The 25,995-nt window shown below is 61.9% G+C and carries 24 protein-coding genes and 1 other RNA gene; 19 read left to right on the forward strand and 6 right to left on the reverse strand.

The genetic code is table 11. The features are described 5' to 3' along the window. Positions 1 to 8: 8 nt before the first annotated feature. From J0L98_RS04560 to J0L98_RS04600, 9 genes are all read left to right on the forward strand, one after another. Entirely contained in the window at positions 9 to 656 is a 648-nt protein-coding gene (locus J0L98_RS04560) for a DedA family protein (protein WP_296410350.1), read from the forward strand. Positions 657 to 664: 8 nt separating this feature from the next. Continuing rightward, positions 665 to 1,309 (forward strand): phosphoribosylglycinamide formyltransferase, encoded by a 645-nt coding sequence (gene purN / locus J0L98_RS04565; protein WP_296410351.1) that lies wholly within the window; start codon positions 665 to 667, stop codon positions 1,307 to 1,309. Positions 1,310 to 1,316: 7 nt separating this feature from the next. Then, positions 1,317 to 2,429 carry a DUF3108 domain-containing protein gene (locus J0L98_RS04570; RefSeq protein ID WP_296410352.1) on the forward strand — a complete coding sequence of 371 codons (1,113 nt, stop codon included), beginning with the start codon at positions 1,317 to 1,319 and terminating at the stop codon, positions 2,427 to 2,429. A gap of 53 nt (positions 2,430 to 2,482) precedes the next feature. Further along, positions 2,483 to 3,742, forward strand: coding sequence for an RsmB/NOP family class I SAM-dependent RNA methyltransferase (locus tag J0L98_RS04575; protein WP_296410353.1), 1,260 nt, complete (start codon positions 2,483 to 2,485; stop codon positions 3,740 to 3,742). Beyond that, on the forward strand, positions 3,742 to 4,371 hold the full coding sequence (locus J0L98_RS04580) for a phospholipase D family protein (protein WP_296410354.1): 630 nt from the start codon (positions 3,742 to 3,744) through the stop codon (positions 4,369 to 4,371). Before J0L98_RS04575 ends, J0L98_RS04580 begins: the two co-directional genes overlap by 1 nt. Further along, a complete protein-coding gene (locus tag J0L98_RS04585) occupies positions 4,337 to 5,668 on the forward strand; it encodes a mechanosensitive ion channel domain-containing protein (protein ID WP_296410355.1) in 1,332 nt (443 codons plus the stop codon). The genes J0L98_RS04580 and J0L98_RS04585 overlap by 35 nt, the downstream gene beginning before the upstream one ends. A 106-nt stretch (positions 5,669 to 5,774) precedes the next feature. Beyond that, on the forward strand, positions 5,775 to 6,947 hold the full coding sequence (locus J0L98_RS04590; protein ID WP_296410356.1) for a fatty acid desaturase: 1,173 nt from the start codon (positions 5,775 to 5,777) through the stop codon (positions 6,945 to 6,947). Positions 6,948 to 7,011: 64 nt separating this feature from the next. Beyond that, positions 7,012 to 7,662: an rRNA large subunit pseudouridine synthase E gene (locus J0L98_RS04595; RefSeq protein ID WP_296410357.1), complete on the forward strand. Its 651-nt coding sequence runs from the start codon at positions 7,012 to 7,014 to the stop codon at positions 7,660 to 7,662. Between the two features lie 135 nt (positions 7,663 to 7,797). Next, entirely contained in the window at positions 7,798 to 8,175 is a 378-nt protein-coding gene (locus J0L98_RS04600; protein WP_296410396.1) for a DUF192 domain-containing protein, read from the forward strand. Between the two features lie 68 nt (positions 8,176 to 8,243). On the opposite strand, the gene ssrA is transcribed toward J0L98_RS04600, so the two are convergent. The 6 genes from ssrA to J0L98_RS04630 form a co-directional block, all read right to left on the reverse strand. After that, positions 8,244 to 8,608: a transfer-messenger RNA gene (gene ssrA, locus J0L98_RS04605) on the reverse strand. A 57-nt stretch (positions 8,609 to 8,665) separates the two neighbouring features. Then, positions 8,666 to 9,322, reverse strand: coding sequence for an HAD-IA family hydrolase (locus J0L98_RS04610; RefSeq protein WP_296410358.1), 657 nt, complete (start codon positions 9,320 to 9,322; stop codon positions 8,666 to 8,668). Further along, complete coding sequence (gene ubiG, locus J0L98_RS04615) at positions 9,315 to 10,010, reverse strand: bifunctional 2-polyprenyl-6-hydroxyphenol methylase/3-demethylubiquinol 3-O-methyltransferase UbiG (protein WP_296410359.1); 696 nt, start codon at positions 10,008 to 10,010, stop codon at positions 9,315 to 9,317. Before ubiG ends, J0L98_RS04610 begins: the two co-directional genes overlap by 8 nt. 130 nt (positions 10,011 to 10,140) lie before the next feature. Further along, the gene (locus J0L98_RS04620) at positions 10,141 to 10,872 is read right to left on the reverse strand and encodes an OmpA family protein (protein WP_296410360.1); all 732 of its coding nucleotides are present in this window, start codon (positions 10,870 to 10,872) and stop codon (positions 10,141 to 10,143) included. 88 nt (positions 10,873 to 10,960) lie between these two features. Continuing rightward, the gene (locus J0L98_RS04625) at positions 10,961 to 12,295 is read right to left on the reverse strand and encodes a TRZ/ATZ family hydrolase (RefSeq protein WP_296410361.1); all 1,335 of its coding nucleotides are present in this window, start codon (positions 12,293 to 12,295) and stop codon (positions 10,961 to 10,963) included. 54 nt (positions 12,296 to 12,349) lie between these two features. After that, positions 12,350 to 13,075: an OmpA family protein gene (locus J0L98_RS04630; protein ID WP_296410362.1), complete on the reverse strand. Its 726-nt coding sequence runs from the start codon at positions 13,073 to 13,075 to the stop codon at positions 12,350 to 12,352. 214 nt (positions 13,076 to 13,289) lie between these two features. Here J0L98_RS04630 and gyrA point away from each other — a divergent pair, with 214 nt between their 5' ends. The 10 genes from gyrA (at position 13,290) to lapB (ending at position 25,768) form a co-directional block, all read left to right on the forward strand. Then, on the forward strand, positions 13,290 to 15,872 hold the full coding sequence (gyrA, locus tag J0L98_RS04635) for a DNA gyrase subunit A (protein ID WP_296401900.1): 2,583 nt from the start codon (positions 13,290 to 13,292) through the stop codon (positions 15,870 to 15,872). Positions 15,873 to 15,896: 24 nt separating this feature from the next. Then, positions 15,897 to 16,979, forward strand: a complete 1,083-nt coding sequence (gene serC, locus J0L98_RS04640; RefSeq protein WP_296410363.1) for a 3-phosphoserine/phosphohydroxythreonine transaminase — start codon at positions 15,897 to 15,899, stop codon at positions 16,977 to 16,979. A gap of 30 nt (positions 16,980 to 17,009) precedes the next feature. After that, the gene (pheA, locus tag J0L98_RS04645) at positions 17,010 to 18,101 is read left to right on the forward strand and encodes a prephenate dehydratase (protein ID WP_365954219.1); all 1,092 of its coding nucleotides are present in this window, start codon (positions 17,010 to 17,012) and stop codon (positions 18,099 to 18,101) included. 16 nt (positions 18,102 to 18,117) lie between these two features. Further along, complete coding sequence (gene hisC / locus J0L98_RS04650; RefSeq protein WP_296410364.1) at positions 18,118 to 19,215, forward strand: histidinol-phosphate transaminase; 1,098 nt, start codon at positions 18,118 to 18,120, stop codon at positions 19,213 to 19,215. A gap of 12 nt (positions 19,216 to 19,227) precedes the next feature. Then, complete coding sequence (locus J0L98_RS04655; protein WP_296410365.1) at positions 19,228 to 20,121, forward strand: prephenate dehydrogenase/arogenate dehydrogenase family protein; 894 nt, start codon at positions 19,228 to 19,230, stop codon at positions 20,119 to 20,121. 14 nt (positions 20,122 to 20,135) lie between these two features. Further along, positions 20,136 to 22,097 (forward strand): bifunctional 3-phosphoshikimate 1-carboxyvinyltransferase/cytidylate kinase, encoded by a 1,962-nt coding sequence (locus J0L98_RS04660; protein WP_296410366.1) that lies wholly within the window; start codon positions 20,136 to 20,138, stop codon positions 22,095 to 22,097. 80 nt (positions 22,098 to 22,177) lie between these two features. After that, entirely contained in the window at positions 22,178 to 23,884 is a 1,707-nt protein-coding gene (gene rpsA / locus J0L98_RS04665) for a 30S ribosomal protein S1 (RefSeq protein ID WP_296410367.1), read from the forward strand. A gap of 11 nt (positions 23,885 to 23,895) precedes the next feature. Then, positions 23,896 to 24,180 (forward strand): integration host factor subunit beta, encoded by a 285-nt coding sequence (locus tag J0L98_RS04670; RefSeq protein ID WP_079434022.1) that lies wholly within the window; start codon positions 23,896 to 23,898, stop codon positions 24,178 to 24,180. A 102-nt stretch (positions 24,181 to 24,282) separates the two neighbouring features. Then, positions 24,283 to 24,588: a lipopolysaccharide assembly protein LapA domain-containing protein gene (locus J0L98_RS04675; protein WP_296410368.1), complete on the forward strand. Its 306-nt coding sequence runs from the start codon at positions 24,283 to 24,285 to the stop codon at positions 24,586 to 24,588. A 4-nt stretch (positions 24,589 to 24,592) separates the two neighbouring features. Then, positions 24,593 to 25,768, forward strand: coding sequence for a lipopolysaccharide assembly protein LapB (lapB, locus tag J0L98_RS04680; protein WP_296410369.1), 1,176 nt, complete (start codon positions 24,593 to 24,595; stop codon positions 25,766 to 25,768). Positions 25,769 to 25,995: the final 227 nt, after the last annotated feature.

Here is a 25,995-nt window from a genome sequence, read left to right on the forward strand (position 1 = left end):
GCGTGGCAATGGAACTGCTCACTCAATTCATCGACATCATCCTGCATCTGGACGTGCATCTGGCTGCCCTGACGGCCCAGTACGGCACCTGGATCTACGTGATCCTCTTTCTGATCATCTTCTGTGAGACCGGTCTGGTGGTGTTTCCTTTCCTTCCGGGTGACTCGCTGCTGTTCGTGGCGGGGGCCCTGGCGGCCACAGGTGGAATGGACATCTATGTACTCTGTGGCGTGCTGCTCGCGGCGGCGGTGCTGGGCGACAACACCAACTACTGGATCGGCCATTCCATCGGCCCCAAGGTGTTCCGCTGGGAGAACTCCCGCCTGTTCAACCGTGCAGCCTTCGACAAGACCCACGCGTACTTCGAGTCTCACGGTGGCAAGACGATCATCATTGCCCGATTCCTGCCCCTGCTGCGTACCTTTGCGCCCTTCGTGGCCGGCGTGGCGCGGATGACCTACAGCCGCTTCGTGGCCCTTGATTTCCTGGGGGGCTGCATCTGGATCTTTTCGCTGACCTGGCTTGGCTACGGTTTCGGCAACATGCCCGTGGTCAAGAAGAATCTGTCGGTGGTGATCCTTGGCATCATCGCCATCTCGCTGATCCCGATCTTCCTGGGCTGGCTGAAGAGCCGCCGTGCCCCTGCGGCGGGTTGAGGTCGAGCATGAAGAACGTCGTCATTCTCATCTCCGGTCGTGGCAGCAACATGGAGGCGATTGTCCGGGCGCAGATTCCCGGTGCCCACATCGCAGCCGTCATTTCCAATCGGCCGGATGCCGCCGGCCTCGAATTTGCTGTCCGCCATGGCATCCAGGCCCGGGTTGTTGACCACAAGGCCTATCCGAGTCGGGATGCCTTCGATGCGGCCCTGGCCGAGCTTGTCGATACCCTATCTCCTGACCTGGTGGTGCTTGCCGGTTTCATGCGGGTGCTGACCGATGGGTTCGTCAATCGCTATGCGGGCCGCTTGCTCAACATCCATCCCAGCCTGCTGCCGTCCTTTCCGGGGCTGCACACCCATCGCCGGGCCCTGGAGGCTGGCGTGCGGGTTCATGGTACGACGGTGCATTTTGTGACGCCGACTCTGGATTGCGGTCCGGTGGTGATCCAGGCCGCAGTGCCGGTGCTGGCCGATGACGACGAAGACAGCCTTGCTGCCCGCGTGCTGGCCCAGGAGCATCGCATCTACCCGCAAGCCGTGCGCTGGTTTGTCGAGGGCCGGCTGGCCGTTACCGAAGCTGGCCGGGTAAAGGTGACGGGGGAGTCTGCAGGGCCTGATGGCTGGACGGTACCGCCGGTAGAGGCCTGAGTTGTCGATGGCTGCAGCCGAGGGATACAACCGCACGCTGATCTTTGCCGTCGCGGTGTCCGCCGTGGCGCATCTGCTTGCGCTTTTCGGGCCGGCCTGGGAGGTGCCCAACGAAAAGGCAAGTGTTCTCCCGCCCCTTGATGCCCGCCTCACGCCGCTGCCAAAGCCTGCGCTGAAGAGCCCGGATGACAAGCGCGTGATCTTGGGTGACGCGCCACCACCCCGGCCCAGGCCGCGGCCCCGCAAACCCGCGAAACCGGCCGAACCCGAGACTTCCTCCACCCCGATGGCCCAGCCAGAGCCCGACGGTTCAACCTTGGGCAGTGCGGGTGAAGGCCTTGATCAGGCCTCCCCCCCCGCGCCGGTGGTCGAGGCCGAGGCCGAGGCGGCTTCCGGTAGTGGCAAGGGCGGTGCGGGAGGCATGCCGGCCAAGGGGGCCGGGCCGAGCCTGGGCGAGCTCTGGGCTGCGTCCGGCAAGATCCAGTACAACGTGATTCGGGGTGAGCAGAATTTCATCATCGGCCGCACCACCCATGCGTGGACCCATGACCAGGAGCACTATTCGATGGAGACGGTCATTGAGACGTCGGGCCTGGTGGGTTTGATCAAGCCGTTCCGGATGGTGCAGCGTAGTGAGGGCCGGATCGGCCCCGGCGGACTGCAGCCCGAGAAATTCACCGTCGAAAGGGATGGCCGGATGCGTGAGCGGGCTGACTTCGACTGGTCATCCGCCAAGGTGGTGTTGGTGGCGGGTGAGCGCCGGAGGGAGTTCTCGATTGCAGAAGGCGATCAGGATGTGCTTTCGTTGATGCACCACCTGTCCCTCCAGCCGGACGGTCCGCTAAATGCTGAGTTGCTGGTCGTGACCGGGAAGAGTGCAGTGCGCTCGGTGATCGAGAATCTCGGTATCGAGGAGATCGAGGTGCCGGCGGGCCGGGTTTCGGCCTACCATCTTGGCAGTACGGGCCATCGAGGCGATCTGAAGATCGATATCTGGCTGGCCCGGGACTATGCCAATCTGCCGGTGCGCCTGAAGATCACCGACAAGAGCGGTGAGGTACTCGATCAGGTCGCCACGGGTGTGGACCTGGGTAAGTCGGCCGCCGCCCATCAGCAGTGAAGTCAGTCTGCCGGACGCAGCAGCGTCCGGTTTTTTTCTCGTATCGGATTTCCATGACCATTACTCCCGCCCAGATACAGTCCGCCAGCCAGGCTCTTCGTTCAGTGCTGCGCTTCGATTATCCGGCCGACTCTGTGCTGTCCCGTTATTTCCGTGATCTCCCCGAGCTTGGTGCCCGGGATCGGGCCTTCGTGGCCGAGGCGGTGTACGGCGTGCTCCGGCGCAAGCGTACCCTTGAGCGGCTGTGCGGCCCGGAGGCCTCCACCCGGCATCTGGTGCTGGCCTGGCTGGCACGCGTCGAAGGCACTACCCTGCGGCAACTCGGCGACGGCCTGCATGGCCGTGACACGGATTTCTTCGCCGAGATCAAAGGGCGTGACGGTGGCGAGCCGACCCTGGCAGAGTCGGCCGATCTCCCCGACTGGCTGGCAGAGCGCCTGCTCGCCACCCTGAGCCCCGAGCAGGTTGTGTCCCTGGCCCAGAGCCTCAATCGGCCGGCGCCTCTGGATCTGCGGGTTAATACCCTCAAGATCGACCGGGATGCACTCGTGGCGCGCCTTAAGACCGATGGGGTCGCGTGTGCCCCGGGGCGTTACTCTCCCACGGCCGTGCGCCTCGAAGGCAAGCCGGCACTGCAGAAGCACCCCTTGTTCCTGGACGGAAGTTTCGAGGTTCAGGATGAGGGCAGCCAGCTACTGGGCTACCTGCTGCAGCCCAAGCGCGGCGAGATGGCTGTCGACTTCTGTGCGGGTGCCGGCGGCAAGACTCTGCTGTTGGGTGCCTTGATGCGCAACAGCGGTCGTCTGTACGCCTTCGATGTGTCGGACAAGCGTCTGTCCAAACTCAAACCGCGTATGGCTCGCTCCGGTCTGTCCAATGTTCATCCGGTGGTTATTGCCAGTGAGAACGATCCGCGGGTCAAACGTCTGGCCGGCAAGATTGATCGGGTGCTGGTGGATGCGCCCTGCAGTGGTCTGGGCACCCTGCGCCGCAACCCGGATCTCAAGTGGCGTCAAAGCCCCGAGGCTCTGGCTGAACTTACCGTCAAGCAGGGTGCGATCCTGGCCAGTGCGGCCCGATTGGTGAAGCCGGGCGGGCGGCTGGTGTACGCCACCTGCAGCCTGCTGCCTGAAGAGAACGAAGCCATCGTCGCCGCCTTCCTCGCCGCCAATGAGGGGTTTGTGCTGCTCAACGCTCAGGAAGTGCTGGCCCGACAGGGCATCACGGTTGAATGTGGAGAGCAGTTGCGTCTGACCCCGCTGGCCCACGATACCGATGGATTCTTTGCGGCCGTGCTTGAGCGCAAGGCCTGATGCGAGGTCTGAGCGGTCTGCTGGCATGCGGGGCGCTGTTTCTGGGGGCTCCGGCCTGGGCGCTGGCGCCGGAGCCGGCCCTGAATGTGGTGGCGACGGGTACGGTGGAGGTGGTCTTTTCCCCGTGGAATGACGGCGAAGCCGCCCTGCTCGCGGCGATTGATGCGGCGCGAGAGCAGATCCTGGTGCAGGCATATCTGTTCACCAGCAAACCACTGGCGCGTGCCCTGATTGCAGCCCACCGGCGCGGTGTGCGTGTGGAGGTCATGCTGGATGCCGAGAGCAATCGCCCGGCATCGGCAAGCATGCTCCCGGATTTCATGGCTGCCGGTGTGCCGGTGCTGGTTGAAACGCGTCACAACATTGCCCACAACAAGGTGATGTTGTTTGATCCGGCCTCATCCAGGGCCGCCGTGGCCACCGGGTCATACAACTACACCCGCTCAGCGCGGGTTGCCAATGCCGAGAACCTGTTGATCCTGCGGGGCAACCCGGCGCTGGCGAGGGCCTACCTGGACAACTGGCTGCGTCACAAGGCCGAAGCGCAGTTGCTGCAAAGTCTCGACAATCTGCCCGCAAGAAGAAGGAAAGACGATGGAAGAGAACCAGATCGCGCAACTGCTGATTGAGGTTTGGGACGATGTCCAGAAGCCGGCAATCTTCTGGCAGATCGGTGTGTTGGCGGTGTGTCTATTGATTGCCGGGTTGATTTCGCGGCAGGTCAAGGCGATGTTGCACCGACGGGCGAGTGCTGAGCCGGGCTCCGTGCGGGACGTTGGGGAGGAGGGGTTGCGGCGGGTGGTCTTCCCACTCTCGGCGCTGTTGCTGGTGGCGCTGGCCAGGGTGACGCTCGACAAGTGGCACCATGTCAATCTGCTCAAACTGGCCATACCCCTCTTGTTGGCCATGGCGGTGATCAGGCTGACCGTGCACGCGCTCAAGCGCGCTTTTCCCCGGGCCGGCTGGCTGGCTTCCTTCGAGCGCTTCTTCGCATTTTCTGCGTGGGCTGCGGTGGCCTTGCACATCATCGGGGTGCTGCCGGCGGTCATCGACGGGCTTGAGCAGATCAGCTTTCCTGTTGGCAAGTCCAGCGTCAATCTCTGGATGCTGCTGCAGGGGGGGCTGACCGTGATGCTGACCGTCCTCATCGCCCTGTGGCTTGCGGGTACGGTGGAGGCGCGGCTGATGCACACGGAGGGTCTCGACGCCAACCTCAAGCTGGTTTTTGCGCGTCTCTCCAAGGCCCTTCTGATCATCCTCGCCGTATCCATCGGCTTGCCCCTGGTAGGCATCGACCTGACCGCCCTGTCGGTTTTTGGCGGGGCGCTGGGGGTGGGGCTTGGCCTCGGCATGCAGAAGATCGCAGCCAACTATGTGTCCGGCTTCATATTGTTGCTGGACCGCTCGATCCGTATGGGCAACCTGATCTCGGTCGGAAACGAGCGTGGCGTGGTCAGTCAGATCACCACCCGGTACACGGTGCTAAAGGGAATGAGCGGCATCGAGTCCATCGTGCCCAATGAAACACTTGTCGGTGCGGTGGTGCAGAACGAAACTTTCACTGACCCGAAGGTGCGTATCGCCCTGCCCGTTCAGGTGAGCTATGCGACCGATCTGGAGAAAGCCATGGTCATCCTGGTCGAAGCTGCTGGGAATCAAGCCCGCGTGATGACAGATCCGGCGCCCGGCGCTTTTGTGGAAGCTTTCGCGGATAGTGGTATCAACCTGCAGCTCGGCTTCTGGATCCGTGACCCGGCTGAAGGAACCCTGGGAATCCGTTCGGCGATCAACCTGGAGATCTGGCGGCGCTTCAAGGAGGAGGGCATCGAGATCCCCTTTCCCCAGCGTGAGGTGCGTGTCCTCAACCCGGCCCCGTCGGTGCCGATAGAAGCACAGGGCGGCGCTGTATCGATTCAGCCACAGTAAGACCGGCTTGCTGGCGCCAAGGCCCGTGTATTTGAGCACTTTCCTTGGTTTGGGAAGGGGGCTCGACTAGAATTCGCGCACCACTCGAACAAGGACGTACGGCCTGATGTTTTCCGGATTGCTTGACATGCCCTGGTGGGGCTATGTTGTCGCCACCCTGGCGATGACTCACGTGACCATTGCCTCGGTCACCATTTTTCTGCATCGCCATCAGGCGCATCGGTCCCTTGATCTGCATCCGCTGCCAGCATTGTTCTTCCGTTTCTGGTTGTGGCTCACCACCGGCATGGTGACCAAGGAGTGGGCCGCCATCCACCGCAAGCACCACGCCAAGTGCGAAACTCCCGAAGATCCCCATAGCCCCCAGATCCACGGCATCAACAAGGTCTTGTGGGCGGGGGTGTTCCTTTACGTGAAGGAAGCCCGCAATCGGGAGACCATCTCCCGTTACGGTCATGGCACGCCGGACGACTGGGCGGAGCGGAAGATCCTCTCGGCCTACCCCAAGAGCGGCATCGTGATCATGCTGGCGGCGGACATCCTCCTGTTCGGCATCTGGCCTGGTGTGCTTATCTGGGGCATCCAGATGGTATGGATTCCGTTCTGGGCGGCCGGTGTCATCAATGGTCTGGGGCACTATTGGGGATATCGCAATTACAACTGTGCCGATGCCTCCACCAATCTCTTTCCGTGGGGCATCCTGATCGGTGGTGAGGAGCTGCACAACAACCATCACAGTTTCGCCACTTCGGCCAAGCTATCGGCCCGTTGGTATGAGTTCGACATCGGCTGGATGTACATCCGCATGCTTGAAGTGCTCGGTCTGGCCCGGGTCAAGAAGACCATTCCCACCCCAAAGTTCGGAATTGCCAAGGCGAGGGCCGATTTCGACACCCTGCAGGCCATCATCACCTGTCGCTACGACGTGATGACCCGCTATGTGCAATCCCTCAAAGTCGTTGCCCAGGAAGAGTTCTCCGCGCTCAAGATCCAGCCCGGGGGCAAACTCAGTGTGAAGGAACTGCGTCGATGGTTGGCGACCGACGAAAGTGAGCTGGCACCGGAAGAAAAGTCTCGTCTGGCCTTCCTGCTGCAGTCCAACTCCCGTCTGCAGACGGTTGTCACCATGCGCAAGGAACTGACGGCCCTATGGGCCCGCTCCACTGCCACCCGCGAGCAGTTGCTGCAGGAGCTGCAGGATTGGATCGCCCGGGCCGAGAAGAGCGGTATTCAGCAGCTGGAAGATTTTTCCCTGCGTTTGCGCCGATACGCTGTCTGAGCGTGCGTTCCACGCCCGTCAAGCCCGCTGTTTCGGCGGGCTTGTTGTTTTCTGAGTCTGGCGAGTGGGCATGCTGATTCTATTCAACAAGCCCTACGGCGTCCTGTGCCAATTCACTGGCGAGCCTGGTCGAGAGACGCTGGCCGGTTACATCCCTGTACCCGGTGTGTATGCGGCGGGGCGTCTTGACACGGATAGCGAGGGTTTGCTGGTACTGACCGATGACGGGGCGCTGCAGGCTCGCATCGCCGATCCACGCCACAAGCTGGCGAAGACCTATCTGGTGCAGGTGGAGGGCGTGCCCGACGAGGCTGCCCTGGCCGCCTTGAGGGCCGGAGTCGATCTTGGGGATTTTGTGACCAGGCCCTGTCAGGTTCGCCTGGTTGCTGAGCCAGCCTGGCTGTGGCCGCGTGTTCCCCCGATCCGGGAGCGCAAGTCAATTCCTACCCGCTGGCTTGAGATCGTCCTGAAGGAGGGCAAGAACCGCCAGGTTCGGCGCATGACGGCAAAGATTGGCTTTCCGACCCTGCGCCTTGTACGGGCGCGGGTGGGGGAGTGGTCCCTGGAAGGGATTGCGCCTGGAGAGTGGCGCGAGATCCTCGTGGAACCTGTCGGCGCACTGACAACTCCGGCATCAACCTTGCCGCGGCAGCCCCGGCCCTCACCCCGTCGCAATGGGGCTTCCCTACGGAGGCCTTTGCGGCGCTCGACTTGATCTCGTTTCATGCTAAGTTCGCGCCCATCGCTCTTCATAATCGACGCTGCCATGCCGCTTTATCACTCCGCCGCCGCCTCCCTTGCGCTGGTTGTGGTTCTCCTCTCTGCCACCCCCGCCCAGGCCCAGTCGGGCATGCCCCGTGCCGAGCTTTCCGCCGGCATGTACCGCGTAGAGGCCGAGGTGGCCGCCACCCAGGAGAATCGCATGACCGGGCTGATGCAACGCCGCAGCATGCCCGCCAATCAGGGCATGCTCTTCGTCTTCACCCAGTCCCAGCGCCACTGTATGTGGATGAAGAACACCCTGTTGCCACTGTCAGTGGCCTTTCTCGATGATGAGGGACGCATCCTCAATGTCGAAGACATGCAGCCCCAGACCGAAGACAACCACTGCGCCGCCAGGCCCGCCCGCTTTGCCCTGGAAATGAACCTCGGCTGGTTCCGGCAGAAGGGCATCAGGCCGGGGCAGAAGATCGATGGCGTGGTTCGCCTGACGGATCTTGCCCGTTGACGCGGGTTGGCAGGCTTTCCCCCAGGAAATGAAAAACGCCAAGTGAAATCAATCACTTGGCGCTGAATTGGTGGAGCCGGGGGGAATCGAACCCCCGTCCGCAAGTCCTCTACAGTCAGTTCTACATACTTAGCCGACCTATTTGGGTTTAACCCGGGGTTTAGCCAATCGGCAGGCCGACCACAGGCGAGTCACCTTGAGTTTCGCGTTGAACCAAGTAACCCGATTCATTGCTAGTCCCTGTAAATGACACTGCGGCGGGTTTGACCCCATCTGACCCAGGAGACCTGTCAGTGCAGTGGCTTAGGCCTTAAGCGGCCAGAGCGAAACGCTCGTCGTTGGCGTTTGTAGATTTCCAGTGGATTTACGAGGTAACTGGTCCTCGGTATGCCCTGATCTGCTTTGCAACCCACGTCGAAGCCAAGTCGGCCCCCTTCGTCTGTGCGATGACTGGATTTTCATCCACTCACTTGGAGATGATAGCACGCTCTCAGTATTTTTCGAGAACACCGAGCAGGTCGAGTGGGTGTGCGATGACGGCGTCGGCGTCCCAGGTCGCAATGGGTGGAGAGCTTCCAAGGTATCCGTACGCGGCAGCGACGGTCCGCATGCCTGCAGCCTTGCCCGCATGGATGTCGCGGATGTCATCACCCACATAGAGACAGCCTTCCGGTTTGATACCGGTACTGGAGCACGCGTGGAGGAGGGGATCGGCAAAGGGTTTGGGGCGTGCCGCGGTGTCGCCGCCGACAATACATGCACAGCGGGCTGTGAGGCCGAGGGCGTCGATCAGAGGGCGGGCGAAGCGCTCGGCCTTGTTGGTGACGACGCCCCAGGCAATTCCGGCATCGTCGAGGTGCGACAGAAGTTCGTCCATCCCGGCGAATAGCCGGGTTTCTACGCACAGCGCGCTGGCGTAGAAATGCAGAAAACGTTCGGCAAGTGCCGGGTACAGAGGGGCGTCCGGCGTGATTCCGAAGCCGACTCCGAGCATGCCGCGCACGCCGTTTGATACCAAGGGGCGCAATCGGTTCAGCGGGCTTGGCGCCAGCCCCTGCTCCGCTTTCAGGCGGTTGAGGGCGTTCGCCAAGTCGGGTGCGGTGTCGGCGAATGTTCCGTCAAGGTCGAAAAGGACTGCTTCAGGCATTCCGTGACGTACACATCAGGTAGTTCACATCGGTGTCTTGTCCCAGCGCATAGATCTTGGTCAGTGGGTTGTAGCTCATGCCGCGCAGCTCCTCGACGTTCAGCCCCGCCTCCCGGACGTAGCGGGACAACTCGGAGGGTTTGATGAATTTGGCGTACTCGTGAGTGCCCCTGGGGAGAAGGTTCAGTACATATTCCGCGCCGACCACGGCGAGGAGGTAGGCTTTCAGATTGCGGTTCAGTGTCGAAAAGAAGACCTTGCCCCCCGGTTTGACCAGGGTGGCGCATGCCCTGATGGTGCTGGCGGGGTCGGGCACATGCTCAAGCATCTCCATGCAAGTCACGACGTCAAAGCTCGCGGGCGATTCCCGGGCGATGTCTTCGGCTGAAATGTGCCGGTAGTTTACCGTCTCGCCACTTTCGTAAAGGTGCAGGCGGGCTACGCCAAGTGCCTTTTCCGAAAGGTCGACACCTGTTACCTCTGCACCCCGGCTTGCCATGGATTCCGCCAGGATGCCCCCACCACAGCCGATGTCCACCACCTTCTTGCCGTTCAGACTGACGGTCGTGTCGATCCAGTCGAGACGCAGGGGGTTGATCTGGTGCAGGGGCTTGAACTCGGATTCGGGGTCCCACCAGCGGTGGGCAAGGTCACTGAATTTTTGCAGTTCGGCGGGGTCGGCGTTCATGGTGTGATGCGTTGTCGAGCGTGAGTGATGACAGGCTGAGATTGTAGGGCGAGAGCCTGATCTGCGGAAAAACAAAAAGCCCTGCAGGGCAGGGCTTTTTGAGGACTTGCAGGAAACGCTGTTTCGGCGATTACTTGGTGCCGATCACTTCGATTTCCACGCGACGATCCGGCTGCAGGCACTCGACCAGCTTCTTGTTCTTGCCGGAATCTTTGCCGAGGTTCTTGCACTTGTCGCCGGTCACGGGCTGCTTCTCGCCCTTGCCTTCGGTGTAAACACGGTTGGCTTCGATGCCCTTGCCGACCAGGTAGTCCTTGACGGCGGCAGCGCGCTTCTCGGACAGCTTCTGGTTGTAGGCGTCGCCACCGATGCGGTCGGTGTGACCAACGGCCAGGATGACCTCCAGCTTCACGCTCTTGGACTTGGCGGCCAAGTCGTCAAGCTTGGCCTTGCCGGCGGGCAGCAGGACAGCCTTGTCGAATTCGAAGAGTGCATCGGCAGCCAGCTTGATCTTCTCAGCCACGGGAGCCGGGGCGGCCAGAGGAGCGGCGCGGGAGCCAGCAGCAGGCGCTGCTGCGACAGGCTTCACGCACTTCTCTTGCGGAACGACGTCCTTGTCGCACTCGCAGCCGACCGGGAATTCGCCAGCCATGGTGTTGGCGGCGGCGGCCGGAGTCCAGTAGCCAGTGCGCCAGCAAAGATCGTGACCGCTGCGGGCCACAACAGCGCGGGAGTCAATCACGTAAGGCACTTCGCCTTTCGTATCGACAACGACATCTTTGGCGAAGCTGGCGGATGCGGACAGACCGAGAGCGGCAAGTGCAGCGGCCATCAGCAGTTGTTTTTTGGCTTGTTTGATCATCGTTTTCCTCGTCGCAAGGCAAAGGGGTAGAACCGGAAGATTCATACAGGCTGCCAAAGTACGCTATGACTCAGGCAGCATATCCAATTCATTGGCGGAGCTTATTCTGCCATAGGCGAGCGATGCTCAATAGTTCGGTGTTGGTTATTTGCAACAGTTCGCCACCCTTTACCCTTCGCTGCCCATCGATCCAGACGTCGGTAACGCAGTGTCGGCCGAGGACGTAGAGCAGGTGGGAAACCGGATCAAACAGGGGAAGGCTGTCCGGATCGTCAATTCGCAGGGCGCAGAGGTCTGCAGCCTTGCCCGGCAGAAGGGATCCTGTCAGGTCGTCGATGCCCAAGGCGCGGGCACCATGGAGGGTTGCCATGCGCAGAGCCTGATGGGCCGGTAAGGATGATGCGCTGCCGGTGTCGAGTTTGGCAAGGAGGCTGGCCTGAAGCATTTCGCGCCACAGGTCCAGGCGGTTGTTGCTGGCTGCGCCGTCGCTGCCAAGGCCGACTGAAAGCCCTTGCTCGAGAAGTTGTGTGACCGGTGCGGCACCGCTGGCCAGTTTCATGTTTGAGATCGGGCAGTGGGCGATGGTGCAGCGATGATGGCTGAGGCGCTCAATGTCGTGGCGATCCAGGTGCACTGCATGGACGCCGATCAGGTTTGGGCCGAGCAGGCCCAGGCTTTCGAGTCGTGCAATGGGGCGCTGCCCGAAATCCCTCAGGCTGCTGGCGATTTCGTCGGAGGTTTCGTGGATGTGGATGTGGATGGGGATCTCGAGCTCTCCGGCGAGGATGCCGATGCGCTCGAAGCTCCGGTTGCTGACGGTGTAGGGTGCGTGGGGGGCGAGCGCAAACCGGATCAGGGGGTGGTCCCGCCAGGATTCGAAGCTTGCCAATCCCTTGTGGAGATAGTCATCCGCGTCTGAGGCGTACTGGGACGGGAAGTCTATGACCGTGATGCCCAGGACAGCACGCATGCCGAGTCGGTCAAAGGCCTCGGCGCTGGCCTGCGGGAAGAAATACATGTCGTTGCAGGTGGTGATGCCACCACGCAGCATTTCCGCTCCAGCGAGGAGGCTGCCGTCACGCACGAAGGCGTGGGAGACATGTTTCGTTTCGGCAGGCCAGATGGCTTCCTGCAGCCAGCGCATCAAGGGCAGGTCGTCGGCGAGGCCGCGCATCAGGGTCATCGCTGCGTGGGTGTGCAGGTTGATGAGTCCGGGGGTGACAATGTGCTCCGGGAGGCTGACGGTTTCCGAGGCGGCGTACTGAAGACGTGCCTGATCGGACGGAATGATGTCCACGATGCGCCCGCCTCGGATGGCGACGCTGTGGTGTTCCAGCGTCGTGTTGAAGGGCTCGACGGGAATGATGTATCGAGCGTCGATGAGCAGGTCGATCGGGGTCGGCGCCATTTTGCGGGCTTTCATGTGAAAAGACCCCGCCAGGGGGCGGGGTCTCAATATGCCAGGGCACGACAGGAATTACTTGGCGGGGCCCTTGACGTCCAGGGTGACGCGGCGATTCGGGGCGAGGCACTCAATGAGCTTCTTGCGGCCCAGCTTGTCGTCACAGCTCTGGACCGGCTGGGTCTTGCCGGCGCCCATGGTGTCGATGAGGTCAGCCTTGATGCCCTTGGCGACGAGGTAGGACTGCACCGCCTCGGCGCGCTTCTCCGACAGCTTCTGGTTGTAGGACTGGGAGCCGAGGCGATCCGTATGGCCGGTGATGATCACGGATTTCACTTCGGCACAGGCGGCGAGCTTGGTGCTGATCATGTCGTCAAGGTTCTTCTTGGCGATGGGGCCAAGCACGGCCTTGTTGAAAGCGAAGGTGTGGTCGGTATGAAGGGTCATGCTGAAGTCGCATTTCTTCGGTGCCGGTGCTGCAGCAACGACAGGTGCCGCGGCGGCCGGGGCGGCAGCCGGTGCTGCAGCGGGGGCGCATTTGTTGGCACCGACAACGTCCTTGTCGCATTCGCAAGCGACCGGAACTTCGCCTGCCTTGGCTTCACCAGCCGCGCCGGGTGTCCAGTAACCTGTGCGCCAGCACAGGTCCGACCCGCTCTTCACGACGACGTTGCGCTGGTCGATGGCGTAGGGTACTTCGCCCTTCGGATCGACAACGATGTCCTTGGATTGGGCCAGGGTAGGGAGGCTGGCGAGCATCAAAAGGGCGGCCGTCGTGAGACGGAAGTTTGCTGCGGTCATCGGGTTTCCTCCTCAATAGGGTGAGGCGCTCGGGGCGCCTGTCTTGTGTGCTTCACGTGCTCGCCGATTAGAGCATATGAAATGCTTGGATCACAATCGGTGGCGGAGTGTTGTGTCTGGCGCGTGCGCAACAGCGGGTCGGGGCGGGCTCTGCCGGCGTGATAAACTCTGTGTTTTTCGTCTTTTCGACGAATAGTCGATTCCTTGCGGTGCCATGATCCCGTTCGCCAAAGAAACTCTTCCCATCAGCCTCGAAGACGAGATGCGTCATGCCTACCTGGATTACGCGATGAGCGTGATCGTCGGGCGGGCTCTCCCGGATGTGCGTGACGGCCTCAAGCCCGTCCATCGCCGCGTGCTGTTCGCCATGCACGAGCTGGGCAACGACTGGAACAAGGCCTACAAGAAGTCGGCGCGCATCGTTGGGGATGTGATCGGTAAGTACCATCCCCACGGCGACCAGTCGGTGTATGACACCATCGTCCGCATGGCGCAGGATTTTTCCCTTCGCTACATGCTGGTGGATGGTCAGGGCAACTTTGGGTCGGTGGATGGCGACAGCGCGGCAGCGATGCGTTACACCGAGATCCGCATGGCCAAGATCGGCCACGAGCTGCTGGCGGATATCGAGAAGGAAACGGTCGACTTCGGGCCGAACTACGACGGTTCCGAGAAGGAGCCGCTGGTGCTGCCAGCGCGTATCCCCAACCTGCTGATCAACGGTTCCGGCGGGATCGCGGTCGGGATGGCGACCAACATTCCACCCCACAACCTGACCGAGATTGTGGATGCCTGCCTCAAGCTCCTGCAGGATCCGGAAACCACCATTGACGAGCTGATCAAGATTGTTCCTGCTCCCGACTTTCCAACGGCGGGTCTGATCTACGGGCTGGCCGGTGTGCAGGAAGGCTATCGCACGGGCCGTGGCCGCGTGGTGATGCGGGCGCGCACCCACTTCGAGGATATCGGCAAGGGGGATCGCCAGGCCATCATCGTTGACGAGCTGCCCTATCAGGTTAACAAGAAGACCCTGATCGAGAAGATCGCCGAGTTGGTCAATGAAAAGCGCATCGAGGGGATCAGCGACCTTCGCGACGAGTCCGACAAGTCCGGCATGCGCGTGGTCATTGAACTGAAGCGCAACGAGATGGCCGACGTGGTGCTGAACAACCTGTTCAAGCAGACGCAGCTGCAGGATACCTTCGGCATGAACATGGTGGCGCTGGTGGATGGCAAGCCACGTCTGCTCAATCTGCTGCAGATGCTCGACTGCTTCCTCGCCCACCGGCGCGAGGTGGTGACCCGTCGCACCATCTTCGAACTGCGCAAGGCCCGCGAGCGTGGTCATATCCTCGAAGGCCTGGCGGTGGCCTTGTCCAATGTGGATGAGATCATTGCCCTGATCAAGGCGGCGCCGACACCGCCGGAGGCCAAGAAAGCCCTGATGGCGCGGCAGTGGCGTTCGGCTCTGGTGGAGGAGATGCTCTCCCGCGCAACGGCGGACAGTTACCGGCCCGATGGCCTCGCGCCGGAGTTCGGTTTGTCGGCCCAGGGATATCGCCTTTCCGATGCTCAGGCCCAGGCGATCCTGGAGTTGCGCCTGCAACGTTTGACCGGTCTTGAGCAGGACAAGATCGTTGCCGAATACAAGGAGGTGATGGACAACATTGCCGACTTGCTGGACATCCTCGCGAAGCCGGCGCGGATCACTGCGATCATCGTGGATGAGCTGACCCTCATCAAGCAGCAGTTTGGTGATCCCCGGCGCTCCGAAGTGGTGATGAACACCGCCGACATCAATATAGAAGACCTGATTGCGCCTCAGGACATGGTCGTGACCTTGTCCCATACGGGCTATTTCAAGCGCCAGCCCCTTACCGATTATCGCGCCCAGAAGCGCGGCGGCCGTGGCAAACAGGCGGCAGCGGTGAAGGATGACGACTTCGTTGACCAGTTGTTCGTGGCCAATACGCATGACCACATCCTGTGCTTCTCCAGCCGCGGCCGCCTCTACTGGCTGAAGGTGTATGAGGTGCCCGAGGGCACGCGCAATTCCCGCGGCAAACCCATCGTCAATCTGTTCCCGCTGCTGGAGGGCGAGAAGATCACTGCCGTGCTGCCGGTCAAGGAGTTCGATGAAGGCCATTTCGTGTTCATGGCCACGGCTCAGGGTACGGTCAAGAAGACGCCGCTCACCGATTTCTCCAACCCCCGCAAGGCTGGAATCATCGCCGTGGGGCTGGACGAGGGGGACTATCTGGTGGGTGTGGCCATTACCGATGGTCAGCACGACGTGATGATGTTCTCCGACGCAGGAAAGGCCGTGCGCTTCAGCGAGAACGACGTTCGACCGATGGGGCGCCAGGCCCGAGGTGTGCGCGGCATGATGCTGGAGGACGGCCAGACCGTGATTGCCATGCTGGTGGCGGGCGACGAGGAGCAGAGCGTGCTGACGGCCACCGAAAATGGCTTTGGCAAGCGTACGCCGATTGGGGAGTACACCCGCCATGGTCGTGGCACCAAGGGCATGATTGCCATCCAGACCTCGGATCGGAACGGGCGTGTGGTGGCGGCGACGCTGGTCACCGAGAAGGATCAGATCATGTTGATCACCACGGGGGGCGTGCTGGTGCGGACGCGGGTTGCCGAGATTCGCGAGATGGGCCGGGCGACCCAGGGGGTCACGCTGATTTCCGTGGATGAGGGCAGCACGCTGTCCGGTGTGCAGAAGATTCTCGAAGGCGAAGAGGAAGAGCAGGATGTTGCGGGTGACGAAGGCACCCAGCCCGACGCCTGAACCGACTGAACAAGGATTCACACGATGCGGATATTCAATTTCTCAGCGGGTCCGGCGGTCTTGCCGACCGCGGTTCTGGAGCAGGTGCGCGATGAACTGCTCGACTGGCACGGAACGGGCATGGGCATCATGGAGATGAGCCACCGGGGCAAGGATTTCTCCGGAGTCATCCACGAGGCCGAAGCCGACCTGAGAGCGTTGATGGGCATTCCATCCAACTACCGGGTGCTGTTCCTGCAGGGCGGGGCGACCCAGCAGTTCGCGCAGATTCCGATGAATCTCCTGGACGGCCGCTCGGCCGATTACGTCGTCACCGGCGCCTGGTCGAAGAAGGCTTACAAGGAGGCGCAGCACGTGGGCAACGTGCGGCTGGCGGGATCCACCGAGGGTGATGGATTCAGTCGCCTCCCTGTTGCCCATGAGCTGAAACTTGACCCCCAGGCTGCCTATCTGCATGTCTGCACCAACGAAACCATTCATGGTGTCGAGATGTTCGATCTGCCCGAGGTGCCTGCCGGGGTTCCCCTGGTGGCGGACATGAGCTCCCACATCCTGTCACGTCCGATGGACGTCAGCCGTTACGGGCTGATCTACGCCGGTGCGCAGAAGAACATCGGTCCGGCCGGCCTCGTCTTGGTCATCGTGCGGGAAGATCTTCTCGGCAGGGCATCGACGATCACGCCCAGCGTGATGAACTACGCGACCATGGCTGACAATGGTTCCATGCTCAACACGCCGCCAACCTTCGGAATCTACCTTGCCGGATTGATCTTCAAGAACCTCAAGGCCCAGGGCGGCCTTGCGGCAGTGGAGGAAGCCAATGTCGCCAAGGCGAAGCGCGTCTATGACACCATCGATGGCAGCGGCGGCTTCTATCGCAACCCGGTCGCGGTGGAATGCCGTTCCCGGATGAACGTACCGTTCACGCTGTCCGACCCTGCCCTTGATGCGGCGTTTCTGGCAGAAGCCGCAGAGCGCAAACTGGTGGGCCTCAAGGGGCACAAGTCGGTTGGTGGTATGCGGGCATCGATATATAACGCCATGTCCCTTGAGGGCGTGGAGGCCCTGGTGGCGTTGATGCAGGATTTCGCCGCACGCAAGGCGTGATCGGGCAGGGTTTTGGGTTCAGGAGAAGGCATGAACGAAGGGATGCTGCAGGAGCTCGGCGTGGTGAGAGAGCAGATCGACGCCATTGATGCGCAGATGCTGGCCTTGCTCAATCAGCGTGCCAGATGCGCTCAGCACGTTGGTGAGATCAAGGCCCGATATGGCGACGCGGGCTACATCTACCGGCCGGAGCGTGAGGCACAGGTACTGCGCCGGATCCAGGGGCTCAACACCGGCCCCCTTCCCAACGAAAGCGTCACCTTCTTCTTTCGGGAGGTGATGTCGGCTTGCCTGTCCTTGGAGACGCCGCTCGGGATCGCCTTCCTCGGGCCCTTGGGTACATTCTCCGAGAGTGCCGCGGTCAAGCATTTCGGTCATGCCGCCCGTCTTGCGCCCCAGGGCACCATCGACGATGTTTTTCGTGAAGTGGAAGCGGGCCATGCCCACTATGGCGTGGCGCCGGTCGAGAACTCCACCGAAGGTGCGGTTGGCCGCACCCTTGATCTGCTCCTCGGCTCGCCCCTTAAGATCTGCGGTGAGGTTGTGTTGCGCATTCATCAGCATCTGATGACGCGTGAGGTGGAGCTTGGCCGCATTACCAAGGTGTATTCCCATGCCCAGTCCCTGGCCCAGTGTCATGAGTGGCTGAACCGGTCGCTCCCCGGCGTGACGCGTGTTTCGGTGGGTAGCAATGCCGAAGCGGCGCGCCTTGCTTCCCAGGAGCCCGGAGCGGCGGCCATCGCCGGTGAGGCTGCCTCGGAGCGCTATGATCTGCCGCGCCTGGCGGAGAGTATTGAGGATGAGCCCAACAACACCACCCGCTTTCTGGTACTAGGGCGTCATGATGCGGGACGGACCGGGGCGGACAAGACCTCCCTGATCATGTCCGCAGCCAACCGCCCCGGGGCCGTCCATGAATTGCTGGCGCCTCTGGCCGAGGCGGGTGTGTCCATGAGCCGCCTTGAGTCCCGGCCCGCCCGTGCCGCCCTGTGGGAGTATGTTTTCTACGTGGATATCGAGGGCCATCGGGATGATCCGGCCGTAAAGGTGGCGCTGGATGCGCTGGCCAGCCGCGCTGCTTATCTCAAGATCCTGGGATCCTATCCCCAGGCTGTGTACTGATCCCCTGGAGTTGTCCATGAGTTTGTGTGATCTGGCGCCCGCCTACATCCGGGCGATCTCTCCCTATCAGCCCGGCAAGCCGATCTCGGAGCTGGCCCGGGAGATGGGGCTGGAGGAGGCGTCCATCGTCAAGCTGGCCTCCAACGAGAACCCGCTGGGCATCGGTGAGCAGACCCGGGCGGCCATTGAGTCGGCGCTGGCAGACATCGCCCGCTACCCGGACGGGAATGGCTTTGAGCTGAAGGACGCCCTGCGCCGGCGTTACGGCGTGGCCATGGACCAGATTGTTCTCGGCAACGGCTCCAATGACATCCTCGAGCTGGCGGCGCGGGCTTTTCTCGGTCCGGACCGGGAGGCCATCTACGCCCGCCACGCTTTCGCCGTCTACCCCCTTGCCACTCAGGCGACGGGTGCCCGTGGTGTCGAGGTGCCGGCGCAGGACTTCGGCCATGATCTGGATGCCATGCTCGCGGCAATCACCCCTCTCACCCGGGTGATCTTCATCGCCAATCCCAACAATCCGACCGGCACCTTCCTTCCCGGCGACAGGATCGAAGCCTTCCTGGGCAAGGTGCCCGCCGACGTGCTGGTGGTGCTCGACGAGGCTTACACCGAATATCTTGGGCCGGAGCAGCGTTACGACGCCATCGCTTGGCTCTCCCGTTTCCCCAATCTGCTCATCAGCCGTACCTTCTCCAAGGCTTACGGCCTGGCCGGTCTGCGGGTGGGCTATGGCCTGGGCAGCGCGGCTGTCATCGATCTGCTGAACCGTGTCCGGCAACCGTTCAATGTCACCAGCGTCGGCCTTGCAGCCGCAGCGGCGGCGCTTTTTGACAACGACTTCCTGGCGCGCAGCTACGCCTTGAACCGGGCCGGGATGACCCAGCTGACTGCCGGTTTTACCGCCCTAGGCCTGGAGTGGATTCCCTCCGCCGGCAACTTTGTCACCTTCAAGGTTGGCAACGGGGCCAAGGTCAATCAGGGCTTGCTGCGTCAGGGTGTCATCGTGCGCCCCATTGGCGGATATGGCATGCCTGAATGGTTGCGTGTGTCCATCGGCCTGGAGAGCGAGAACACCCGCTTCCTCGAGGCTCTGCCTGTCGCCCTCGGCTGAGTGAGGCCCGCCGTGCGCAAGATCGAGAAACTTGTGGTGTGCGGCGTTGGCCTGATTGGCGGGTCGGTTGCGCTGGCCCTGCGCCAGGCAAGGCTGGTTGAACGTGTGGTGGGCATCGGTCGCCGCCCCGGCCCCCTCGCCGAGGCACGGCAGCTCGGTGTGATCGACGAGATTTCCACCAACTGGGCCGAGGCCCTAGATGGGGCGGACATGGTCTTGCTGGCCATGCCCGTCGGCCAGATGGAGGCGGTGGCGCAGGCCATGGCGCCCCACCTGGGTCCGAATACCATCGTGACCGACGCGGGTAGCACGAAACGGGATGTGATCGAGGCGATCTATCGTCATCTGGGCGCCCATCTGGTCCAGGTCGTACCCGCGCATCCCATTGCAGGGGCCGAGAAAAGCGGGCCTTCCGCCGCCCGTGCCGATTTGTACCGCGGGCGCAAGGTGGTGGTAACGCCGCTGCCCGAGAATGCGCCCGAGGCCGTGTTGCGGGTGCGCGAGCTATGGGCCGCCTGTGGTGCGGTGCTGCACGAGATGAGCCCACAGGAACACGACCGTGTGTTTGCTGCGGTCAGTCATCTGCCCCACCTGCTGGCCTTCGGTCTGGTCCATGATCTGGCCGGCCGGGCCAATGCCGAGCAGCTTTTCAGCTACGCGGCGAGTGGTTTTCGCGACTTCACCCGAGTGGCGGGAAGTCATCCGGAGATGTGGCGCGACATCTGCGTGGCCAACCGCCATTCCCTTGTGGCCGAACTTGATGCTTACCTGTCCGAGCTGGCCTATCTTCGAGCGCTGCTCCTGGCAGGCGACGGACCCGCGCTCGAAGCCGTCTTCGACGAGGCCAGCCGGGCCCGTAACGAATGGGCCGACAAGGCTTTCCCAGCGACGCCTTCGGGCGAGTGATACAAGGATTTTTCATGGAATTCATTGATCTGCCGCCGATGCGCAAGGCCGCCGGCACGGTACGTCTTCCCGGTTCCAAGAGCATCTCCAACCGCGTCCTGCTGCTTGCAGCCCTGGCCGAGGGAGAGACTCTGGTCGAGGATCTGCTGGACTCCGATGACACCCGGGTGATGCGCAATGCCATCTCCGCCCTGGGCGTGTGCGTCATGGAGGAGGGGGCCGCGCTGCGCGTGGTCGGTTGCAACGGGCGCTTTCCCCAGTTGCGAGCGGATTTGTTCGTCGGTAATTCCGGGCTGAGCATCCGTACCCTCGTTCCGGCCATTGTCGCGTCCCTCTCCGGCTGCGGTGATGCCCAGGCAGAGGTGCGCCTGTCCGGCGTGCCGCGCATGCACGAGCGTCCCATCGGCGACCTCGTGGATGGTCTCAAGCAGCTTGGAGCCCGGGTTGTGTGGTTGGGGCAGGAGGGCTATCCGCCTCTGGCGCTGCAGCCTGCCGAGCTTGACGCCGATCGGGTCAGCGTGCGGGGCAATGTGTCGAGCCAGTTCCTCACCGGGCTGTTGCAGGCCGCGCCACTGGTGGCGCGGGACAAACCCCTCGTCATTGAAGTGGAAGGGGAGTTGATCAGCCGCCCTTACGTGGAGATTACCCTCAACCTCATGGAGCGTTTCGGGGTGCTGGTGCAGCGGGATGGCTGGAGCCGCTTCGTCGTGCAACCGGGCCAGCGCTATGTCTCGCCGGGCCGGATCTCGGTGGAGGGGGACGCGTCCACCGCCAGCTATTTTCTTGCTGCCGGTGCGCTTGGCGGCGGTCCGGTGCGCGTCGTCGGCGCGGGGCGGCGCAGCATCCAGGGGGATGTGAAATTCGCCGACGCCCTGGCCGTCATGGGTGCGGAAATTACCTGGGGTGAAGACTGGATCGAGGCACGTGCGCCGGCATCCGGTCGCCTCAAGGCCTTTGATCTGGATCTCAACCACATTCCCGACGCGGCCATGACCCTGTCGGTAGCCGCCTTGTTTGCGGACGGACCGTGTACGCTGCGCAATATTGGTAGCTGGCGGGTCAAGGAGACGGATCGCATCGCCGCAATGGCGGCCGAGTTGCGCAAGCTGGGTGCGACCGTGGACGAATTTCCGGAAAGCCTCCGCGTCATACCGCCGGAGCGCCTTCAGTCTGCAGTCATCGACACCTATGACGACCACCGGGTTGCCATGTGTTTCTCGCTGGCGACCTTGGGTGGGCCCTATGTGCGGATCAATGATCCCAAGTGTGTGAACAAAACTTTCCCGGAGTATTTCCAGACTTTCTCCGGCATTGCCACACCGGTTCCTGTCGTGGCCATCGACGGGCCGTCCGCGTCCGGTAAGGGAACGGTCGCCGCCCAGGTGGCCCTGGCCTTGGGCTTTGATCACCTCGACAGTGGTGCCCTCTACCGGATCGTGGCCTTGGCCGCCCTGCGTAAGGGCCTCGCCTTCGATGCCGAGGTTGAACTGGCTGCGTTGGCTTCAACGCTGCCAGTCCGTTTCCAGGATGATCGTGTTCTGCTGGATGGGGATGATGTCACGGACGCGATTCGCAGCGAGGCCTGTTCGGCGGGCGCCTCTCGCGTGGCAGCTCTTCCGGCGGTGCGGGACGCCCTGTTTGCCCGTCAAAGAGCTTTTCGCCGCGGGAGCGGTTTGGTTGCCGAGGGGCGGGACATGGGGTCGGTGGTGTTTCCCGACGCCGCCCTCAAGATCTTCCTGACGGCCTCGGCGGAGGCGCGTAGCGAACGCCGCTATAAGCAGTTGATCAGTAAAGGAATGACTGCTAGTATGGACGATCTCCTCAGAGACCTGCATGAACGGGATGCGCGGGATTCCCAACGCTCCGTGGCGCCTCTGAAGAGAGGCGAAGATGCTTTGCTGCTCGATACCTCCGAAATGACTGTCCAGCAGGCTGTCGATTTCGTTGTAGAACGGGCCTCAGTACTTCGCAATTAAGGTCTTTCGTGCCCGCCCGGGCACGGAAGGTTTGTCAACCAGGAGCCGTCTCGCGACGGTTGTAAGGTTCTTTTTCACATATGTCCACTGCCACCCCTATTTCCTTCGAGGAAAGCTTTGCCGCCCTGTTTGAGGAGTCCCTCAATCGCCAGGAAATGCGCGCCGGTGAAGTCATCACCGCCGAAGTCGTGCGGATCGACCAGAACTTCGTGGTCGTCAACGCCGGCCTCAAGTCCGAGAGCTACATCCCCATCGAGGAATTCCGCACCGATCGCGGCGAACTGACCACCGAAATCGGTGATTACGTTCAGGTCGCCATCGAGCAGCTCGAAGACGGCTACGGCGAAACCCGCCTGTCCCGCGACAAGGCCAAGCGCATCGCTGCCTGGAACGACCTCGACAAGGCACTCAACGACGCGATCCTCGTCAAGGGCATGATCACCGGCAAGGTGAAGGGCGGCCTGACCGTCATGGTCAATGGCATCCGTGCGTTCCTGCCGGGTTCCCTGGTGGACATGCGTCCGGTCAAGGACACCACCCCGTTCGAAGGCAAGGAATTCGAATTCCGCGTCATCAAGCTCGACCGCAAGCGCAACAACGTGGTCGTGTCCCGTCGCGCAGTGCTTGAAGCTTCCATGGGTGAAGAGCGTCAGAAGCTCCTCGAAACCCTCAAGGAAGGCACTGTCGTCAAGGGTATCGTCAAGAACATCACCGACTACGGCGCATTCGTGGATCTGGGCGGCATCGATGGTCTGCTGCACATCACCGATCTGGCCTGGCGCCGTGTCCGTCACCCGTCCGAAGTTCTCGCTGTGGGCGACGAACTCGAGGCCAAGGTGCTCAAGTTTGACCAGGAAAAGAACCGCGTCTCCCTGGGTCTCAAGCAGCTGGGCGAAGATCCGTGGGTCGGCATCTCCCGCCGTTACCCGCAGGGCACCCGCCTGTTCGGCAAGGTGACCAACATCACCGACTACGGCGCATTTGTCGAAGTCGAGCAGGGTATCGAAGGCCTGGTTCACGTGTCCGAAATGGACTGGACCAACAAGAACATTCACCCGACCAAGGTTGTCCAGCTGGGCGACGAGGTCGAAGTGATGATCCTCGAAATCGACGAAGATCGTCGTCGTATCTCCCTGGGCATGAAGCAGTGCATGTCCAACCCGTGGGACGATTTCGCCATCAACCACAAGAAGGGCGACAAGGTCCGTGGTCAGATCAAGTCCCTGACCGACTTCGGCGTGTTCATCGGCCTGGAAGGCGGTATCGACGGTCTGGTGCACCTGTCCGACCTGTCCTGGTCCCTGACCGGCGAAGAAGCCGTTCGCCAGTACAAGAAGGGCGACGAAGTCGAGGCCGTGGTGCTGAACATCGACGTCGAGAAGGAGCGCATCTCCCTCGGCATCAAGCAGCTCGATGGCGACCCCTTCACCAACTTCATCGCCACCCACGACAAGAACACCCTGGTGAACGGTACTGTTCGCAGCGTGGATGCCCGTGGTGCCGTGATCGGCCTGAACAACGACGTCGAAGGCTACCTGCGTGCGTCCGAGTTCTCCCGTGATCGCGTTGATGATCTGTCCCTGCTGCTGAAGGTTGGCGACACCGTCGAGGCGATGATCGTTAACGTTGATCGCAAGACCCGTGGCATCAATCTGTCCATCCGTGCCAAGGATCAGGTCGAACAAACTGAAGCAATGAGCAAGCTGGCGTCTGACAGCGCGTCGGCTGCCAGCGGCACCACCAACCTCGGTGCGCTGCTGAAGGCCAAGCTCAACGAGCAGAAGTAAGCGGTTCGGGCATGACCAAGTCGGAGCTCATCGCCCGGCTGGCGGAGCGTTTTCCCCAGCTGGTCGCGAAGGACGCCGAGTTCGCGGTTAAGATGATTCTCGATGCGATGACCGACGCCCTGTCGCGGGGTGATCGCATCGAAATCCGCGGCTTTGGCAGCTTTGCCTTGAATTACCGTCCTCCCCGCGTCGGGCGAAATCCCAAGTCGGGGGAGAAGGTTCAGGTGCCGGAGAAATACGTTCCGCACTTCAAGGCCGGCAAGGAATTGCGAGAACGCGTCGACATGATGGGGTAATCCCCTTGTCGGGCGTTTCCGGTTCCGGAGGCCGAAGGCTCGATCCTGAAGGCGGCGAAAGCCGCCTTCTTTTTTTTGTCCACGTCGGGGATAATTTCGGGCATGCGCGCGCTCATATGGGTCTTACGACTCTTCCTGTTTCTGTTGCTTTTCGGCTTCGCCGTCAAGAATGACGATGTCGTCGTTTTGCGTTTCTTTTTTGGAGCCCAGTGGCAGGTCCCGCTGGTTCTTGTCATTCTCCTGTTCGTGGTTGTCGGCGTGCTGATCGGTGTCACTGCAACCCTCACCGCCGTCTATCGTCAGCGCCGCGAAGTCGGGGTGCTGAGTGATCGGGATGCATCCCCGCCGGCCGACCCCCGCGCTCGGGTGCCCATCGCCCACGGTCCCGATTTGCCGGAGAGCTACTGATTCCATGGAATTCGAGCTGTGGTGGTTGTTGGCTTTTCCCCTTTTCTTTGCACTGGGTTGGCTGGCTGCCCGAATCGACATCAAGCACCTGGTCAAGGAGTCGCGGGCGTTGCCCCGTACCTATCTGACTGGTCTCAATTTTCTGCTCAACGAGCAGCCTGACAAGGCGATCGATGCCTTCATCGAAGCCGTCAAGATCGACAATCAGACAGTCGAGCTGCATTTCGCCCTGGGTAGCCTGTTCCGGCGGAGGGGGGAGACGGATCGCGCGATCCGCATGCACCAGAACCTCATCGACCGTGACGACCTTTCGGAGGATCAGAGACTGCAGGCCTTGTCGGAACTCGGCCTCGACTTTCTGAAGGCCGGGCTCCTCGATCGGGCGGAGGCGGTGTTCCTGCAGTTGAGAGGGAGTCGCCTTAACGATTTTGCCCTCAAGAATCTCCTCGATATCTATCAGCAGGAGAAGGACTGGCGCAAGGCCATCGAGACGGCCGAGGCACTTCCCGGACACGAGAGTGCTCTGTGGGAAAAGGAGATGGCGAATTTCCATTGCGAACTTGCATCGGCGGACATGGCCAACTCGCGGTTTGAGGAGGCGCGTTATAGCTTGATGCGGGCCTTGGAAACGAACCGGAAATGCGTGCGTGCGAGCATGTTGCTCGGCGATCTGCATGTTGCCCAAGGTGACGACCGGGCTGCGTTGGAAGCCTGGAAGCGCGTCGAGAGCCAGAACCCCGTCTATCTGGCCCTGGTGGCCGAACGGCTGATGGACGCCTATCGCCGTCTTGGTGAGCTTGATCAAGGAATGCAGCTACTGCGCAGCTATCTGGAGCAATATGCCTCCCTCGATTTGCTGGATGCCCTGTTCCAATGGGAGCTGCAGAAGGAGGGCCCAGTGGCTGCCTACCAGCTCGTGAGGGACGAATTGCGTCGCAATCCGACGCTCCTTGGGCTCGACAAGCTCCTTGAGGCCGCCCTGCTGACGGCGCCCCTTGAACAGCGCACGGACATCGAACTTGTCAAAGGTCTCGTGCATGGACACACCCGACGCGTTGCGCGCTACCGCTGCGACGCCTGTGGATTCAAGGCTCGGCAGTTTTACTGGCGGTGCCCGGCCTGCGGTGGGTGGGAGACCTACCCGCCCAAGCGTACCGAGGAGTTCGATCTGACGCCCTGAGTCCATCGGGCTTACATGAAGTCCGGTGCCCGTCTTGCCGGGGTGGGCAAGATTGAGCCGTGCCTTGAAGAAGCCGAAGAGTCCGGTCATCTTCGATGGGGGCAACCTTATTGATCTGCAATCATCCCGCGATGGGGGCACCTGTTTGAGCATTGGACGCCCCTGAGGCCTTCCGTGTCCGGGTATGCGGGGACGTCCGCAGGGTGCTTTTTTTCATCATGCAGGGA

Source organism: Zoogloea sp. (assembly GCF_017302315.1).
GTDB lineage: Bacteria > Pseudomonadota > Gammaproteobacteria > Burkholderiales > Rhodocyclaceae > Zoogloea.